This window comes from Kitasatospora sp. NPDC086009 (assembly GCF_044540385.1).
Lineage (GTDB): Bacteria > Actinomycetota > Actinomycetes > Streptomycetales > Streptomycetaceae > Kitasatospora.
Map to the genome: position 1 here is coordinate 510,090 of NZ_JBITSA010000002.1, position 16,768 is coordinate 526,857.

Consider the following 16,768-nt stretch of genomic DNA (forward strand, 5'->3'; position numbering starts at 1 on the left):
GTGTCAAAGTCGCTGCTCTCCCTTCGCCGGTATGACCCGGATCAGGTTCGGACGGTCGCAGGCCGTGCAAGCCCGCCTCTCAGCCCGGTCCGCCGGGCTCCCGTGATGGTGCCCCCACCATAACTCCGGGGGTCGCCGCCACCGAAGGCGCGTACGAGGGGCGGACGCGGGGCGCCCGAGGCCCTCTGGCGCCCCGTGCGCCCGCCAGTACAGTGACGGGCGTGGCAGAGCTGAGCGGGACGGATCAGGTGGTCGTGGTGGGGGCCGGGCTGGCCGGGGCGCACTGCGCCGCGGGCCTGCGGCAGGGCGGCTGGCGGGGGCGGATCGTGGTGGTCGGCGAGGAGCCGCACACCCCGTACGACCGACCGCCGCTCTCCAAGGAGGTGCTGCTCGGCAAGGCCGACGCCACCCCGCTCGACCTCGACCTCGCGCAGCTCGGCGTCGAACTGCTCACCGGCCGCCGCGCCACCGGCCTCACCCCCGGCGTGCTGCGCACCGACGGCGGCGACCTCCCGTACGACGCCCTGGTGATCGCCACCGGCGCCGCCCCGCGCGCCCTGCCCGGCGCCGAGCGTGCCCACCTGCTGCACACCCTGGACGACGCGCTGGCGCTGCGCGCCCTGCTCCGGCCCGGCCTGCGCCTGGTCCTGGTGGGCGCGGGCTGGATCGGCGCCGAGGTGGCCACCGCCGCCCGGGCGGCCGGCTGCGAGGTCACCGTCGTCGAGGCCGGCCCGGCGCCCGTGCCCGGCGCGCTGCCGGCCGTGATCGGCGGGGCGATGGCGGCCTGGTACGCCGAGGCCGGGGTGGAGCTGCGCTGCGGGCTGGGCGTCGCGGCGGTCGAGCCCGGCGCGGTGCTGCTGGCGGACGGCTCGCACCTGCCCGCCGACGAGGTGGTGGTCGGTATCGGCGCCCGCCCGGCGACCGGCTGGCTGGCCGGCTCCGGGGTCGCGATGGACGCCGCCGGCGCGATCCTGGTCGACGAGCGGCTGCGCACCACGCTGCCGGGCGTCCACGCGGCCGGCGACTGCGTGAGCTACCCGTCGGCCCGCGCCGGCGCCCGGCTGACCGTCCAGCACTGGGACCACGCGCTGCAGTCCGGTGCGGCGGCGGCCGCCGCCGTGCTCGGCGCGGAGGTGGCGTACGACCCGGTGCCCTACTTCTGGTCGGAGCAGTTCGGCCGGACGGTGCAGTACGCCGGGCGGCACGGCGAGGGTGACGAACTGCTCTGGCGCGGCTCCCCGCAGGACCCGTCCTGGGCGGTGCTCTGGCTGCGGGACGGCGTGCTGCGGGCCCTGCTGACGGTGGACCGCCCGCGCGATCTCACCCAGGGCCGCCGGCTGGTCGAGCGCGCCGCGGTGCTCGATCCGGTGCGCGCGGCGGACCCGGCGGTGGCCCTGAAGTCGGCCGTCGCGGGGTAGTCCGCGGGGCCGGTTGGTGCGCGGCGGGCCCCGGAGGTGGCAGTCTGGTGACGTGAGTGAGATCGAAAGCAAGATTGAATCCCTGGTCACCGACTGGATGTACCTGCCCGACATCTCGGAGCAGTGGGGGGTCCGGGTCACCGAGGTGCGCGACCTGGTCAAGAACGGCGGGCTGATCGCCGTCCGCCGCGGCCCGAACAGGTCGCTCCAGGTGCCGGCCGCCTTCATCGACGGCCCGGGCCTGGTCAAGCACCTGTCCGGCACCCTGACGGTGCTGCGCGACTGCGGGTACAACGACGCGGAGATCCTGGAGTGGCTCTTCACCGAGGACCCGTCGCTGCCCGGGAGCCCGATCCAGGCGCTGCAGGAGAACCGCGGCACCGAGGTGAAGCGCCGCGCCCAGGCGATGCTGATCTGATGGCGGCGGACACACCGCGCCGACGCCTCGCCGACGCCCGGCTCTACCTCTGCACCGACGCCCGCCGCGAGCAGGGCGACCTCGCCGCGTTCCTGGACGCGGCGCTGGGCGGCGGGGTGGACATCGTCCAGCTCCGCGACAAGGGCCTGGAGGCCAAGCAGGAACTGGCGGCCCTGGAGGTCTTCGCCGACGCCTGCCGCCGCCACGGCAAGCTGCTCGCCGTCAACGACCGCGCCGACGTCGCGCACGCGGCCCGGCCCGACGTGCTGCACCTCGGGCAGGACGACCTGCCGGTGCCCGCCGCCCGGGCGATCCTCGGCGAGGACGTACTGATCGGCCGGTCCTGCCACGCCGAGTCCGAGGTGGACGCGGCGGTCGTCGAGCCCGGCGTCGACTACTTCTGCACCGGCCCGGTCTGGCCCACCCCGACCAAGCCGGGCCGCCACGCGCCCGGTCTCGGCCTGGTCTCGTACGCGGCGAAGCAGAGCACCGACCGGCCGTGGTTCGCGATCGGCGGCATCGACCTCGGCAACCTGGACGAGGTGCTGGCGGCCGGGGCGAGCCGGGTCGTGGTGGTCCGCGCGATCACCGCCGCGGACGACCCGCGCGCGGCGGCCGCCGCGTTCGCCCGGCGGCTGCGCGCGGTCTGACCCGGACGGCTGCCGCCGTTCCCGGTACGTCCGGGTGCCCGTTTTTCGGACACCCGGCTCAGTACTTGCGGACGGTGGCGGCCTCGGCCAGTGCCAGCAGCACCTCGCGGGCCCGCCGGTCGGCCAGCGGGGCCGCCTCCAGCGCGGCCAGCGACTGCCGCATCAGCTCCTCGATCCGCCGCTCCACCAGCTCGGGCGCGCCGCTGCGCCCGACCAGCTCGCGCAGCCGGGCCACCTCCTCGGGCGCCAGGTCCGGCGCGCCGAGCCGGTCGTCCAGGTGGCGGGCGTCGGCGGCGGGCAGCCCCCGCATGGCGTGCGCGACCAGTAGCGTCCGCTTGCCCTCGCGCAGGTCGTCCCCGGCCGGCTTGCCGGTGACCGCCGGGTCCCCGAAGACGCCGAGCAGGTCGTCACGGAGCTGGAAGGCCTCGCCCAGCGGCAGGCCGAACGCGCCGTACGCCTCGACCAGCTCCGGCCCGGCGCCCGCCAGCAGTGCGCCGACCTGCAGCGGCCGCTCGATCGTGTACTTGGCCGACTTGTAGTGCAGCACGGTCCGTGCCCGGTCCAGCGCGCCCTCGTCGGTGGAGTCTCCGGCGACCGGCTCCAGGACATCCAGGTACTGGCCGACCATGACCTCGGTGCGCATCAGGTCGAACACCGGCTTGGCGGCCAGCACCGCGGCCGGGTCCAGGCCCGAGCGCAGGAACAGCTCGTCGCACCAGATCAGCAGCAGGTCGCCGAGGAGCACGGCCGCCGAGGCGCCGAACTGCTCGCGGTCGCCCCGCCAGCCGCTCGCGCGGTGCAGCGCCTCGAAGCGGCGGTGCACGGAGGGCAGGCCGCGCCGGGTGTCGCTGCGGTCCATCAGGTCGTCGTGGACCAGCGCGCTGGCCTGCAGCAGCTCCAGGGCGGCCGCGGCGTGCGCGATGGCCTCGCCGGCGGCCGGGCCGCCGGCGCCGCGCCAGCCCCAGTAGCAGAACGCCGGGCGCAGCCGCTTGCCGCCGTCCAGCAGGAAGTCGCGCAGGGCCTCGACGGCGGGCGCCAGCTGCGGGGAGATCTTCCCGAGCAGGGCCGACTGGCCGTCCATGAACCCGGCGAGCGCGGCGTTGACGCGCTCGCGCACGTCCTCCACGTCGATCGGGTTGGCCGGCCGGTTGCTGGACGAGGTCACGATGAGGCTCCGGAGGGTTCGCTGGGGGTCCGGCAAGCCTAGCCGGAGGGCCGCGAACGGCCGTCGGGCAGGGCCGTGCACCCGTTCGGACGGAAAGCGGACGGTCGTCCACCAGTTGTCTCAATACCTGGAACCGGGTTGTCCGTGTCCTTCGGCCGACGGTTAACCTGCCCCCATGGCACTCGGCATCGCTTCCACCAGAACAGACCGCGCTTCGACGGTCCGCGAGCTTCTGGCGGCCGGCAAGCGGTCCTTCTCCTTCGAGTTCTTGCCCCCGCGGACCGAGGTCGGTGAGCAGCGCCTCTGGGACGCCATCCGCCGCCTCGAACCGCTCGACCCCAACTTCGTCTGCATGACGTACGGAGCCGGCGGCTCCTCGCGCGAGCGCACGGTCAACATGGTCGGGCGGATCGCCACCGAGACCACCCTCACCCCGGTGGCCCACCTGACCGCGGTGGACCACTCGGTCGCCGAGCTGCGCAACATCATCGGCCAGTACGCCGACCAGGGCGTGCGCAACGTCCTCGCGGTGCGCGGCGACCCGCCCGGCGACCCGACGGGCGAGTGGGTCAGCCACCCGGACGGCGTCACCTACGCCTACGAGCTGGTGGAGCTGATCAAGGGGATCGGCGACTTCTGCGTGGGCGTCGCGGCCTCGCCGAACATGCACCCGCGCTCGACCGACTGGGACGAGGACATCCGGCACTTCGTGGCGAAGATCCGCTCCGGGGCCGACTACGCGATCACCCAGATGTTCTTCGAGGTCGACGACTACCTGCGGCTGCGCGACCGGGTCGCGGCGGCGGGCTGCGAGGCGCCGATCATCCCGGAGATCATGCCGGTCACCAACGCCAAGCAGCTGGAGCGCTTCCCCCAGCTGAGCGGCTCGGCCTTCCCGCCCGACCTGGAGGAGCGGCTGCGCGCCGCGATCGACGACCCGGCCGCGCTGCGCGCGATCGGCATGGAGCACGCCACCGCGATGTCCGAGCGGCTGCTGGCGGAGGGCGCCCCCGGGCTGCACTTCATCACGCTCAACCACTCGACCGCGACGCTGGAGATCTACCAGAACCTCGGCCTGCACCAGCGCTGAGCGGGCCGCCGTTCCCGGCCGGCCGGGCCCGCCGTTCCGGCCGGGAACGCAATGCGGTACCCGGACCGTTCAACCGGTACAGTCGCCGAACACGCGCGGCGCGCGCGGGCACGCGACTGGAGGTAGCGGGCGGATGGGCATCGGATACCTGCTGCTGTACGGCGCGTTGGCGGTCGTGGCGCTCTGGCTGCTGGCCGAGCTGCTGCTGCAGAACCGCGCGCCGGTGCACTGGCGCGCCCTCGCCCTGACCGGCTTCCTCGGCGTGCCGGCCGGGATGGCGGCCGGTTCGGTCCCGCTGATCGGCGCGGGCGCGGCCCTCTTCGCGGTCGGCCAGACCCTCGTCACCCTCTCCGTGAAACGCGGCTACGCGGCCGGCTGGTCGCTGCGCCGGGCCGACGGCGCACTGCCCGGCCCGCTGGCCAGGGTGCCCCTGCTGGGCGCGCTGACCGGTGGCGCGGTGGTGGCCACCGCGGTGGCGGCCGACCGGATCGGCACGGTCAGCGCGGTCGAGGAGAGCCCGGCCCCGGCCCCGGTGGCCGAGGACGTCCCGGCCGTCGAGCAGACCGCCGCCTTCGAGATGCAGGAGATCGCCGCCGACGGCGTCTACACCCCCGGTTACTACGAGCAGCAGCAGCCCGCGCCACAGGCCCAGCCCGACCCGTACGCCGAGGCCTACCAGGCCGGCTACGACACCTCGCAGCAGCAGCCCGGCTGGGACGCGAACGGCCAGCAGCAGTGGCAGGCCCAGCAGCAGCCGGCCTTCGCCTACGACCAGGGCTACGGCACCTACCAGCAGCAGCCGGACCCGTACGCGGGCTACCAGCAGCAGCCGCAGGTGGACGCGTACGGCGGTTACCAGCAGCAGCCCGACCAGTACGGCTACGACCAGGCCCAGCAGGCGCAGCAGGCCCAGCAGCAGTGGCAGCAGCAGGCCGACCAGCAGCACCAGCCCTACCCGCAGCAGCAGGGCATCCCCCAGCAGCCGCAGTACGACCAGTACGGCTACCAGCAGCAGCCGACCTGGCAGCAGCAGGGCTGAGCCCCCGCCCGCCGGGCCGGCCCGGAGCGGCTCAGGCCGGGCCGATGAGGTTGGCCGCGATGCAGGCCGACATGCCGACCCGGGCCAGCCCGCCGCCGGGGTGGGCGGCGCCGCCCACCAGGTAGAAGCCGGGCGCCTCCTCGGTCGGCGCCTGGAGGTAGGCGCCCCGCGCGCCCGCCAGGGCGGGCAGCGGGACGGAGCCGAGGAAGGAACCGGTCTCCCGCGCGGTGTCCGCCGGGGTCCGCACCACCCGCCAGAGCACCCGCTCACCGAGGCCCAGACCGGCCGCGTCCGCCTGCGCGACCATCCGGTCGGCGAAACGCTCGGCGACGCCCGGTCCGGTCCAGTCGAAACCCATCGCCGGCGTGGTCGCGGTGAGCACCACGGCCTCGTGGCCGGCGGGGTGCAGCGAGGCGTCGTCCGGGCGCAGCACCTGGACGGTCGGCCGCTGGGCGAGCGGGGCGCCGGCGCGGAAGATCCCGTCCAGTTCGGCGGCGCGGTCGGCGGCGTGCACCACCGTCCGGTGCGCCGTCCCGGTGGGGCGCTCCCCGCGCAGGGCGAGCAGCACCACGACGCGGCCGGGGGCGTCGTGCAGCCGTTCCATCGACGACGGCCAGTCGTCCTGGGAGCCGGCCGTGCCGAGGTACTCCGAGAAGACCACCCGGGCGTCCATCGCGGAGACCACCACGTCGGCGTCGATCCGGCCGGCCGCGGTGTCGACGCCGCAGGCCCGGCCGTCCTTCTCCAGCACCTCCTCGACCCGGGTGTCGAAGCGGAACTCCACCCCGCGCCGCTCGCACCGCCGGTACACCGCGTCGGCCAGCGCCCGGATGCCGCCCCGGACGTACCAGACGCCGAAGGACTGCTCCATGTACGGCAGCACGGTGGCCCCGGCCGGCGCGGTGCGCGGGTCGAGGCCGAAGCGCAGGGCGTGCTCGTGCAGCAGGGCGGTCAGCCCGTCGTGGCCGCCGAGTCCACGGGCGGCCACGTCGGCGAGGGTCCACGCCCTGGCGCCGAACAGGCGGGCGAGGCGACCGGGCCGCGGCGCCGGGTACGGATCGGTGCGCAGCGGCGCGGTGTCGGCCGGCAGCGGCTCCTCCAGCAGCGGGCGGCGGGTGGCCTCCCAGACCGTGCGGCCGTGGTTCATCACCTCGGCCCAGCGGGCGCCCGAGCCGGTGCCGAACGCCGTGTCCAGCGCCTGGATCACCCCGCCGCGGGAGGCGTTGGGCAGCAGCAGGTCGGTGCCGTCGGGGAGCAGGTGCCGGCTCTCGGGATCCACCGGAGCCAGCTCGACCAGCTGCTCCAGCGGCTCCCGGCCGGTCTTCAGCGCGAGGTCGCGGTAGACGGCCGGGAGGGTGAGCAGCCCGGGGCCGGTGTCGAAGGCGAAGCCGTCCCGCTCGTAGCGGCCGACCATGCCGCCGTACGTCCCGGTCGCCTCGCAGACCGTCACCCGGTGGCCGAGGGTCGCCAGCCGGGAGGCCGTCGCGAGCCCGCTCATTCCTGCGCCGATGATGACGATCCGTGCCATGGACCGCATCCTACGGCCGGGGGACGGGCACCTCCCGCGCCGGTCGCACGCCCGCCGCACGGGCGGCCCGGCGCTCGCGGCGGCGGTCCCGGAAGCGGCGGATCCGGCTGATCGCGAACCAGACCAGCAGCAGGCCGACAGCCAGTAGCAGGGCGGAGATCGAGGCGGCCACCCACGGGTGGAAGATCGCCAGCGTGACCAGACCGGCGACCGAGAGGTCCTCGGCCAGGCTCACCACGATGTTGCTGGCCGGCTCGGGCGAGGTGTTGACCGCCATCCGCAGCGAGGCCTTCACCAGGTGGCTGACCAGCGCCGTGGTCCCGCCCATCGCCCCCGCCGCGACCTCGCCCAGGGAGCCCGGGTCGGCACTGGCCAGCAGCGCGCCGACGGTGGCGCCCGCGATCGGGCGGATCACGGTGTGGACGCCGTCCCAGACGCTGTCCACGTACGGGATCTTGTCGGCCACCGCCTCCAGCAGGAACAGCACCGCGGCGGCGGCCAGCACATCGGTGCGCTCCAGCGCGGCCGGTACCGACTCGGCGCCGCCGAACCGGCCGAGCAGCCCGAGCAGCAGCACCACCGCGTACGCGTTGATCCCGCTCGCCAGCCCGCTGGTGAAGATCAGCGGAACGATCGTCATCCGTTCCTCCTCGTGGCGCCCGCCGGATCCGCCCGGCTCGCCGTACCGTACCGGGACGCCGGCCGGGCGGCCCGCGGTTCCCAGCCCGGACGGACTGAGTACGGATACTCAGAAACCCGGTTGAGTACCTGAACGGATGGCCCCCGACCTGCGGAGACGGGACAGTAGGGGCACCGGGACGACGGCGCGTCGGGCGCTGAGGTCCCGGGACGGCGGACAGGTGCCGTCCAGCGGGCACGGGGGCCGCGGACGTCACCGGAAGGTCCGTACGGGAGCCGGTCGCAGGCCGCGCACCGCCGACACGGGGCGGCGGAGCGCGGTCAGGGGGGAACCGGTGACCCGGAGGGGGCTCCGGAGCGGCGACCGTGGGGGGCGGCGCTCCGGCGGGGTGCGGGGCGGTGGGGCGCGGGGCCGACGGGCGCGGCCGGCGGGCCGCCGCCCGCACGCGGATCCGCCGCGCGGCCGCGTTGTCAGTGGCCCCGGTCACGATGGAGGAGCACGGACCACCCGGTCCGCGCGCTGCCTCGGACCGGGGGAGACCATGACCATCAGCCGTCCTGAGCCCGTCACCACCCGCCTCCACTCCGCCGCCCACCGCCCGGACGCCCACCGCCCCGCCACCGGGGACGTCCACCCGGTGGTGCGCCGGATCGCCGCTCCGCCCGCCGCCCTCGACCTGCTCGCCGACGCGCACCGCACCCTCGCCGGAGCCCGCGCCCGGGAGGACCCGCTGGAGCGGTACGCCGCCGCCCACCTCGCCGCGCTGCGCACCGTCGCCGCGGTGCTCGCAGCACGCGGCCGGCCGGAGAAGAACGCCCGGCGCCGCCAGGCCATCCGCAGCGCCTGGGAGGTGCTGCCCGAGATCGCCCCGGAGCTCGCCGAATGGGCGGTGTACTACGCGGCCGGCGCCCGCCGCCGGGCCGCGGCCGAGGCCGGGATCCGGGGCGCCGCATCGGCCCGCGACGCCGACGACCTGATCCGCAACTCCGCGCTCTTCCTGCGGCTGGTCGAACGGCTGCTCGGCCTGCACCCGGTGCCGCCCGCCCCGCGGCTGCCCCTGGACGACGGCCCGGGCGACGGCCGCGACCCGGGTCCGCGGCGGTGACCGGCGGCACGGTCCGGCTCCCGGCCCGGTCTAAGGTGGAGGCATCCTGATCCATCTGCACGTGCCAAGGAGCCCGACCTTGTACCCGACGCGTCCCCGCAGCGCCCTGCGTACCGCCGTGGTGTGGGAGGTGGTGCGGGCAGCCCTGGAGAAGCGGGCGGCCGAGCTGGACCAGCCCGTGCTCGACGTGGTCGACACCGGCGGCGGCACCGGCAACTTCGCGGTGCCGGTCGCCCGGCTCGGCCACCGGGTCACCGTGGTCGACCCGAGCCCCGACGCGCTGTTCGCGCTGGAGCGCCGAGCCGCCGAGGCCGGGGTCACCGACCTCGTCCGCGCCGTCCAGGGCGACACCCAGACGCTGCCCGAGCTGGTCGCCCCCGGTACCGTCGACGCGGTGCTCTGCCACGGGGTGCTGGAGGTCGTGGACGACCCGGCCGAGGCGCTCGGCAGCCTGGCCGCCGCCCTGCGCCGCGGCGGCTTCGTCAGCCTGCTCGCCGCCAACCGCAACGGCGCGGTGCTGGCCCGCGCCCTGGCCGGCCACTTCACCGACGCCCGTACCGTCCTGGAGGCCGACGACGGCCGCTGGGGCGCGAGCGACCCGATGCCGCGCCGCTTCAGCGGCGAGGAGCTCGGCCGGCTGGCCGCCGGCGCCGGCCTGCGGGTGGACTCGGTGCACGGCGTCCGGGTCTTCGCCGACCTGGTGCCCGGCGTCCTGGTGGACACCGAGCCGGGCGCGCTGGAGGCGCTGCTCAAGCTGGAGGAGGCCGCCGCCGAGCAGCCGGCCTTCCACGCCGTGGCGACCCAGCTCCACCTGCTGGCCACGCTGGCCTGACCCCGGTTCCTCCCGCCGTTCTCCGGCGGGTCTCCTCGCGATCCGCGCGGAAGCTCCCCAGGTCCCGGCCGATTCCACGCCGTCGGGCACTTGTCCGGTGTCGGCCGCGTTGAGCCCTGTGCGGCCGGGTACGGCCCGGTACGGCCCGGCCCACGCGTGGCCGACCGCCCCGCAACGAGCCCGTGGACCGTATGATCTGGGTAAAGCCGGAAAGCATGACAGCCGGATGCATGGGGCATATGGACGACACGGGCCTGGGCCCCCGTACAGGCGTCCGACCGCGTGTTCTGAAGGCTGATTGGACTTTGCCTCCCCGACCGGGGCGGCGGACCGGTCGCACCGGCGACCGACGAGTAGGAGGACTCCGTGCCGCTCTCGGAGCACGAGCAGCGACTGCTCGACCAGATGGAGCGAGCGCTGTATGCCGAAGATCCCAAATTCGCGACGGCGCTTGAGGGAACCGGGCTGCGCACCTACACCCGTCGGCGGGTCTACCTGGCTGTCGGCGGCTTCGTCGTGGGCATCGGGCTGCTGATGGGCGGCATGGTCGTGCCGGACCAGATCTGGGTCAGCGTGGTCGGGTTCCTGGTGATGCTGGGGTGCGCCGTCTTCGCCGTCACCGGCTGGCGGCGCGGGCCCGCGGGACAGGCCTCCGGCCCGCGGCCGGCCGCGGCACCGCGCCGCAAGGCGGGGGTGATGGACCGCGTGGAGCAGCGCTGGCAGCGCCGCCGGGACGAACAGACCGGCGGCTTCTGAGCCACCGGCCGAACCGTAACGCCACGAGGGCGGGCAGTCGATCCGACTGCCCGCCCTCGGCGTTCCCCTCGTGTGCCCGGTGTCGGCGTTCCGTGTGCGTCCGGTGTCAGGACGGCGTCCGGTCGCCCCCGCCGCGGCGGCGCAGCCGGCCCAGCACCCGCCGCGACGGCGCGGCCGCCCGGGAGGCCAGGCCGCGCGTCGCGAGCCGGGCGGCCACGACCGCGTCCGAGAACCGCCACCAGAGCGTGGCGGCGGACGGCGGCAGCAGCGCCGCCTTCGTCCGGCCGACCCTGCCGACGCCGGCCCGCAGGCCGTCCCGGGCGGTCCGGACGTCCGCCGCCAGGGGCTCGGACACCTCGGCGGAGCGGGCGTAGAGCACCCGTTCGGTGGCCAGCGCCACCCGCCCGGCGGCGGCCGCCGAGGCCTCGTCCAGCTCGGCGGCCTCGGCGATCCGGCGGGCGGCGGCGCGCGGGGTCTGCGAATCGACCGGCGGGATGCCGAGGTCCCAGGCGGAGTCGATCAGCTCGTCCCAGGCGGCGAGCACCTGGGCGTCGGTCGGCCCGGCCGGGCCGTCCTCGCCGGGCCGGCGCCGTCCGCCCGTGCCGAGCCGGCGGCGGCGCAGCCGCTCCCGCCAGATCATCGGGGTGAACAGCAGGGCGAGCAGCGCCAGCACGGCGGCCAGGGTGGTCAGCACCTGCCAGGACAGCAGCCAGGAGTCCTGGTGGGCGCCGGCCGCGGCCTTGCCGTCGTTCCCGCACTCGCCCATCCGGCGCAGCTTGGGGTCGCAGTCGCTGCTGCTGGAGGGCGCCGCGACCGGCGCGGTGCTCTGCGCGGCGGCGGTCGGCTGCTGGGTCGGCGCGGTGGCGGGTGCGGCGACCGGCGCGGTGTAGCGGGGCTGCACGCCGCGGGTCGGCGTGGGCTCGAAGCGCAGCCAGCCGAAGCCCTGGAAGTAGAGCTCGGGCCAGGCGTGGTACATCAGCCCGTTCACCGAGTACCGGTCGTTGCCCTTGGCGTCGCCCGGGGTGAAGCCGACCGCGACCCGGGCGGGGATGCCCAGGGTGCGGGACATCGCCGCCATCGTGGAGGCGAAGTGCACGCAGAAGCCCTTGCGGTCGCGCAGGAAGGTCTCGATCGCGGTGCTGCCGGTACCGGCCTTGATCTTGGTGCTGTAGGTGAACTCGGAGCTGGTGAACCAGTCCTGCAGCGCGAGCGCGCGGTCGTACGCGGTGGACGCGTTCCGGGTGACCTCCTGCGCCTTCTCCCGGACCGACGCCGGCAGGTCCTTGGGCAGCTGGGTGTAGTGGTCGGAGATCTTCGGCGGTACCGGTCCCACGCTGCGCAGCTCGGCCGCGGTGGGCCGGATGTCGAGTGCGGTGGCCTGGTAGCGCAGGCCCTTGATGGCCTTGTCCCGGTCCGGGAGCACGGTGCCGGTGAGGGTGTCCACCCGCCAGTCGCCGGGGTTGGGGACGCTGACGCCGGCGGCCGGGTACGGCAGCGGCAGCCAACCCGACTCCAGCTTGTCGGAGGCCTGGAAGTCGCCCGACTCCGACGGGACGTTGGTGCTCGCCAGGCCTTCCGGCGGGGCGAAGGTGGTCTTGAGCTCGGTCACCCCGGGGTTGCTGAGCTTCCACGCGGTGCCGTCGAACTCGTCCAGCGAGCCGGTGCGCAGGTAGGCGGTGTCGGCGAGGCTGCTGTCCATCCGGTAGGTGAGCAGCTCGACGTTGCTGGGGGTGGCCAGGGCCGCCTCCAGGGTCACCAGCGGGTCGAGGGTGGTGATGCCGCCGCCGGCGCCGCCGGCGGCCGTGCCGCCGGACGGACCGGTGTGGATCAGTCCGCCCTCCCAGCGCGGCAGGAAGGCCGGGACCAGCAGGGCCACCGCGAGGGCCAGGACGCCGATCCGCCGGCCGCCCTGGCTGAGCGCGCCGGAGCCCTCGCCCTGGCGCGAGGTGCCGCGGAAGATCCGGCCCCAGCGGGAGACCCGGTCCTGGCCCTCCGCGAAGAGCAGCACCAGGTAGCCGGCGGCGGCGAGGCCGAACCAGGCCCAGCTGCCGCCGTCGCCGGCCAGCCCGTTGCCCACCGAGTAGAGCGCCAGCAGCGGCAGCCCGGCCAGCGCGGAGCGGCGGTAGGTGACCGCGACGGTGTCCACCGCGATGGCGATCAGACCGACGGAGGCGACCAGGATCAGCCGCAGGCCCGGGTTGGGCGGCGCGGGGATGCTGTACTCCCGGATGTCGTCCAGCCCCTGGCCGAGGACCTGCGCCAGGGTGTGCACCGACTGGGTGCCGGGCAGCACGCCGCCCCAGAGCGCGGTCGAGCTGGCGAAGCCGACCAGCAGCAGGACGGTCAGCACGAGCAGCTGCCCGAGCGGCACCGTCCAGCGGTAGAACGGGGTCCGGCGCAGGCCCGCGCCGGCCGCCGCGACCACGGTGACGACCAGGTAGGCGTGGGTGATCCAGCCCTTGGTGGTGAGCAGCGGGAGCAGGCAGAGCGAGGCCAGGGCGGTGGCCAGCGCCGAGTAGACGGTCAGTTTGGCCCGGGTGGTCACGCGCCGGCCTCATCTCGGTAGGGGGAGGGCGACTCGGTCCGGTCGGCGGCCTGCCAGAGCTCCGGCGCGGAGTCCCCGGCGCGGACCGGCAGGACGGTCCAGCCGGCCTCGCGCAGCTGCCGCACCCGGGCACGGAACTCGTCCCCGCCGGTGTCGGGCGCGAGCATCCGCAGGCCGGACCAGGTGCCGGTGTCGAGCAGGAAGACGACGGCGCCGCCGGTCCGGCCCCGCAACCGGGCCAGCCGGGCGGTCTGGGCCTCGTCCAGCTCGCCGAGCACGGCGACCAGCAGGCCCTCGCCGGAGCTGCGCAGGGGCTCCTCGGCCCGGGAGAGCCCGCCGCCGTCGGAGAGGTCGACCACCGCGAGCGCGTCCAGGATCAGGCCGGAGGCGTCGGCGGCGGTGTTGCCGCCGCCGGCGTCCGGGCCGGGCACGCAGTGGCCGGTGTCGGTGAGCAGCCGGGTCTGGTAGCCGCGCTCCAGCAGGTGCGCGGCGACCGAGGCCGCGCAGCCGACCGCCCATTCGAAGGAGGACGCCGGGCCGCTGCCCCGGTGGCCGGACTCCCGGGTGTCCAGCAGGACGGTGGCCCGGGCCTTCTTCGGCTGCTCCTCGCGGCGGACCATCAGCTCGCCGTACCGGGCGGTGGACTTCCAGTGCACCCGGCGCAGGTCGTCGCCGTGCCGGTACTCGCGCAGGATGACGTCGTCGTCACCGGCCAGCGCCAGGGTGCGGGTGCGGCTCTCGCCCTGGCCGACCCACTCGCCGCTGAGCCGCACCTGCGGCAGCTGCTGCACCTGCGGCACGACGGTGAGGACGTCCGAGGCGGTGAAGGAACGATTGACCTCGCACATCCCGAACGGGTCGGAGAGCCGCAGCTGGAGCGGGCCGAGCGGGTAGCGGCCGCGCAGGTCGGAGCGGACCCGGTAGGACACCTCGCGGTGGCCGTGCGGCTCGACCCGGTCCAGGACGAAGCGCGGGCGCGGCCCGAGCACGTACGGGACCTTGTCCTCCAGCAGCAGCAGGCCGGTGGGCACCCGGGAGACGTTGTCCACCCGCAGGTGGACGCGGGCCTCGTGGCCGGCGACGGCCCGGCGCGGGTTGAGCCGGCGTCCGCTGGCCACCCGGTAGCGGGTGTTGGCCAGCAGCAGCGCGGCGGCCAGCGGCAGCGCCGCGAGCAGGACGCCGACGCGCAGCAGCGCGTCCTGGTCGAGCACGTAGGCGCAGACCACCGAGGTGGCCCCCGCGGCGAGGAAGGAGCGACCCCGGGTGGTGAGGCCGTTCAGGCCGGCGCGCAGGCCCGACGGTGCGTCGGACGGTCCCACCTCAGCCCCTCCGCAGGGCCGGGCCGGCCTGGCCCTGCGGGCGCGGCAGCGGCAGCCGGGCGACCAGGTCGGTCACGATCTGCTCGGCGGTGCGCCGGCTCAGCTGGGTCTCGGCGGTCGGCATCAGGCGGTGCGCGAGCACCGGGACGGCCAGGCGCTGGATGTCGTCCGGGGTGACGTAGTCGCGCCCGTCCAGCGCGGCGGCGGCGCGGGCGGCCCGCACCAGGTGCAGGGTGGCGCGCGGCGAGGCGCCGAGCCGCAGCTCGTGGCTGTTCCGGGTGGCGCCGACCAGGTCGACGGCGTAGCGGCGGACCGGGTCGGCGACGTGCACGGTGCGCACCAGGTCGATCAGCTTGAGGATGTCGGCGGCGTGCGCGACCGGCTGGAGGTCGTCCAGCGGGCTGGCGCCGCCGTGCACGTCGAGCATCGCGAACTCGGCCTCGGGGCTCGGGTAGCCGATCGAGATCCGGGCCATGAAGCGGTCCCGCTGGGCCTCCGGGAGGGGGTAGGTGCCCTCCATCTCGACCGGGTTCTGGGTGGCGACCACCATGAACGGCGACGGCAGCTCGTAGCTGGTGCCGTCGATGGTGACCTGGCGCTCCTCCATCGACTCCAGCAGCGCGGACTGGGTCTTCGGCGAGGCCCGGTTGATCTCGTCGCCGACCACGATCTGCGCGAAGATCGCGCCCGGGCGGAACTCGAAGTCGCGCTGGTGCTGGTCGAAGATGTTGGTGCCGGTGACGTCGGAGGGCAGCAGGTCCGGCGTGAACTGGATGCGGCGCACCGTGCAGTCGACGGACCGGGCGAGTGCCTTGGCCAGCATGGTCTTGCCGACGCCGGGCACGTCCTCCAGCAGCAGGTGGCCCTCGGCGAGCAGCACCGTCAGCGCGATCCGGACTGCCTCCGGCTTGCCCTCGATCACGCTCTCGATGTTGGCCCGGACCCGTTCCACCACGGCGGCGAGCTCGGGCAGGCCGACCGGGTGGTACCCCTTCGTCCCCCGGTCGCCCCCCGGACGACCTTCGAGACCGGCCTGATCGTTGTAGCTCGTCACCCGTACGCTCCCTGGCACACTGCGCCCGCCTCACCCCGAGGCGGGCCCCCACCCCATGCTGGACGCGGCTCCTCGGGAAGCGGTTCCGTGGCGGGAGCCGGTGCCGTCGTGGGGGCCTGCGGCCGGCCGCCCCAGGTGGTTCGGGGTCCGACCGGCAGGCGCATTCTCCCCCGGGTGGTGACCAGAAGTCACCACCCGGCCGAAAGCGCCCGGGAAGCCGCGGGGAGGTGGGGCGCCCGCGCGGGGGCGGCGGGACGGGTACGGAGGCCGTCGGCGGGGGTGCCGGCGGGGGCCCGGACGACGTTGGCCGGGCCGGAGACGGCCGGTGGACGGGGTGGGTCAGTCGATCTCGCGGAGCAGACCGGTGTGGACGTCGAAGACGAAGCCCCGGACGTCGTCGGTGTGCAGCAGGAAGGGCGAGGTGCGGACCCGCTGCATGGACTGCCGGACGTCGCCGTCGAGGTCGATGAAGGACTCCACCGCCCACTGCGGGCGCTGGCCGACCTCCAGCTCCAGCTCGCGCCGGAAGTCCTCGGTGAGGCCGAGCAGACCGCAGCCGGTGTGGTGGATCAGCGCGACCGAGCGGGTGCCGAGGGCACGCTGGCTGATGGTGAGCGAGCGGATGGTGTCGTCGGTGACGACACCGCCCGCGTTGCGGATGACGTGGGCGTCGCCCAGTTCGAGGCCGAGTGCGGCGAACAGGTCGAGTCGGGCGTCCATGCACGCCACCACGGCGATGCGCTGGACGGGGCGGGCGTCCATGCCGCCGTCGCGGAAGGTCACCGCGTACTCGCGGTTGGCCGCCACGAAGCGGTCGATGATCTTCGGTTCGGTGGTGTCGGCAGCGGCTGTCGGCGTGGGCCGGTCGGGGGTCACTGTCATGGTGAAGACGTTAGTGCGAATCCGGCTTCCGTGGTGGGGCGGAGGGCTACAGACCGGGCGGCTGTGACCGAGTGCATATCGACAACCGGGTGGAGCGGCGTGCCGGTGGCCGAGGTGTTCCGAGCGGGTTTGTCCGGCCTCGTCGGGGTCGGGGCGCGCGGCCGTGCCGCGCGACCCCCGGACGGTGCCCCCGGCAGCCCGCCGGACGGCCGCGACCTGCGGTGATCCGTACCGCCGCCCGGGTGGTGCGCCGGAGCGGACCGTTGACTGACGGGGTGTCCGCGATAGAGTTGCGGCGCAGTGGAGAAGAAGTAGAAGCACACCCGC

At 75.3% G+C, this 16,768-nt stretch carries 15 protein-coding genes and 1 riboswitch; of the genes, 8 read left to right on the forward strand and 7 right to left on the reverse strand.

Features of this window, described 5'->3' with window-relative positions:
- Position 1: 1 nt before the first annotated feature.
- Positions 2-114: riboswitch (TPP riboswitch) on the reverse strand.
- Positions 115-212: 98 nt separating this feature from the next.
- The 3 genes from ACIF6L_RS07950 to thiE are packed head-to-tail and all read left to right on the forward strand — an operon-like array spanning position 213 to position 2,486.
- Positions 213-1,418 (forward strand): NAD(P)/FAD-dependent oxidoreductase, encoded by a 1,206-nt coding sequence (locus ACIF6L_RS07950; RefSeq protein WP_396486876.1) that lies wholly within the window; start codon positions 213-215, stop codon positions 1,416-1,418.
- A gap of 52 nt (positions 1,419-1,470) precedes the next feature.
- Positions 1,471-1,836, forward strand: a complete 366-nt coding sequence (locus ACIF6L_RS07955) for an Rv2175c family DNA-binding protein (RefSeq protein ID WP_329487275.1) — start codon at positions 1,471-1,473, stop codon at positions 1,834-1,836.
- Positions 1,836-2,486: a thiamine phosphate synthase gene (thiE, locus tag ACIF6L_RS07960; protein WP_352287093.1), complete on the forward strand. Its 651-nt coding sequence runs from the start codon at positions 1,836-1,838 to the stop codon at positions 2,484-2,486. The genes ACIF6L_RS07955 and thiE overlap by 1 nt, the downstream gene beginning before the upstream one ends.
- Positions 2,487-2,544: 58 nt before the next feature.
- On the opposite strand, the gene ACIF6L_RS07965 is transcribed toward thiE, so the two are convergent.
- Positions 2,545-3,651 (reverse strand): polyprenyl synthetase family protein, encoded by a 1,107-nt coding sequence (locus tag ACIF6L_RS07965; protein WP_396486875.1) that lies wholly within the window; start codon positions 3,649-3,651, stop codon positions 2,545-2,547.
- A gap of 175 nt (positions 3,652-3,826) precedes the next feature.
- Between ACIF6L_RS07965 and metF the strand changes: the two genes are divergently transcribed.
- Positions 3,827-4,741, forward strand: a complete 915-nt coding sequence (gene metF, locus ACIF6L_RS07970; protein WP_396486874.1) for a methylenetetrahydrofolate reductase [NAD(P)H] — start codon at positions 3,827-3,829, stop codon at positions 4,739-4,741.
- 133 nt (positions 4,742-4,874) lie between these two features.
- On the forward strand, positions 4,875-5,780 hold the full coding sequence (locus ACIF6L_RS07975) for a hypothetical protein (protein ID WP_396486873.1): 906 nt from the start codon (positions 4,875-4,877) through the stop codon (positions 5,778-5,780).
- A gap of 31 nt (positions 5,781-5,811) precedes the next feature.
- On the opposite strand, the gene ACIF6L_RS07980 is transcribed toward ACIF6L_RS07975, so the two are convergent.
- On the reverse strand, positions 5,812-7,308 hold the full coding sequence (locus ACIF6L_RS07980; RefSeq protein WP_396486872.1) for a phytoene desaturase family protein: 1,497 nt from the start codon (positions 7,306-7,308) through the stop codon (positions 5,812-5,814).
- A gap of 10 nt (positions 7,309-7,318) precedes the next feature.
- Positions 7,319-7,948 (reverse strand): DUF4126 domain-containing protein, encoded by a 630-nt coding sequence (locus ACIF6L_RS07985; protein ID WP_396486871.1) that lies wholly within the window; start codon positions 7,946-7,948, stop codon positions 7,319-7,321.
- Positions 7,949-8,489: 541 nt separating this feature from the next.
- Here ACIF6L_RS07985 and ACIF6L_RS07990 point away from each other — a divergent pair.
- From ACIF6L_RS07990 to ACIF6L_RS08000, 3 genes are all read left to right on the forward strand, one after another.
- A complete protein-coding gene (locus ACIF6L_RS07990; RefSeq protein ID WP_329487268.1) occupies positions 8,490-9,053 on the forward strand; it encodes an SAV_6107 family HEPN domain-containing protein in 564 nt (187 codons plus the stop codon).
- 79 nt (positions 9,054-9,132) lie between these two features.
- The gene (locus ACIF6L_RS07995) at positions 9,133-9,885 is read left to right on the forward strand and encodes a methyltransferase domain-containing protein (protein ID WP_329487267.1); all 753 of its coding nucleotides are present in this window, start codon (positions 9,133-9,135) and stop codon (positions 9,883-9,885) included.
- 366 nt (positions 9,886-10,251) lie between these two features.
- The gene (locus ACIF6L_RS08000; protein ID WP_329487266.1) at positions 10,252-10,641 is read left to right on the forward strand and encodes a DUF3040 domain-containing protein; all 390 of its coding nucleotides are present in this window, start codon (positions 10,252-10,254) and stop codon (positions 10,639-10,641) included.
- 106 nt (positions 10,642-10,747) lie between these two features.
- Here ACIF6L_RS08000 and ACIF6L_RS08005 read toward each other — a convergent pair whose 3' ends face one another.
- From ACIF6L_RS08005 to ACIF6L_RS08020, 4 genes are all read right to left on the reverse strand, one after another.
- On the reverse strand, positions 10,748-13,186 hold the full coding sequence (locus ACIF6L_RS08005) for a transglutaminaseTgpA domain-containing protein (protein WP_396486870.1): 2,439 nt from the start codon (positions 13,184-13,186) through the stop codon (positions 10,748-10,750).
- Positions 13,183-14,505 (reverse strand): DUF58 domain-containing protein, encoded by a 1,323-nt coding sequence (locus ACIF6L_RS08010; protein WP_352287109.1) that lies wholly within the window; start codon positions 14,503-14,505, stop codon positions 13,183-13,185. Before ACIF6L_RS08010 ends, ACIF6L_RS08005 begins: the two co-directional genes overlap by 4 nt.
- A 1-nt stretch (position 14,506) precedes the next feature.
- Positions 14,507-15,559 (reverse strand): AAA family ATPase, encoded by a 1,053-nt coding sequence (locus tag ACIF6L_RS08015; protein ID WP_380382775.1) that lies wholly within the window; start codon positions 15,557-15,559, stop codon positions 14,507-14,509.
- Between the two features lie 339 nt (positions 15,560-15,898).
- Positions 15,899-16,441, reverse strand: a complete 543-nt coding sequence (locus tag ACIF6L_RS08020; RefSeq protein WP_329487263.1) for a carbonic anhydrase — start codon at positions 16,439-16,441, stop codon at positions 15,899-15,901.
- Positions 16,442-16,768 lie beyond the last annotated feature (327 nt).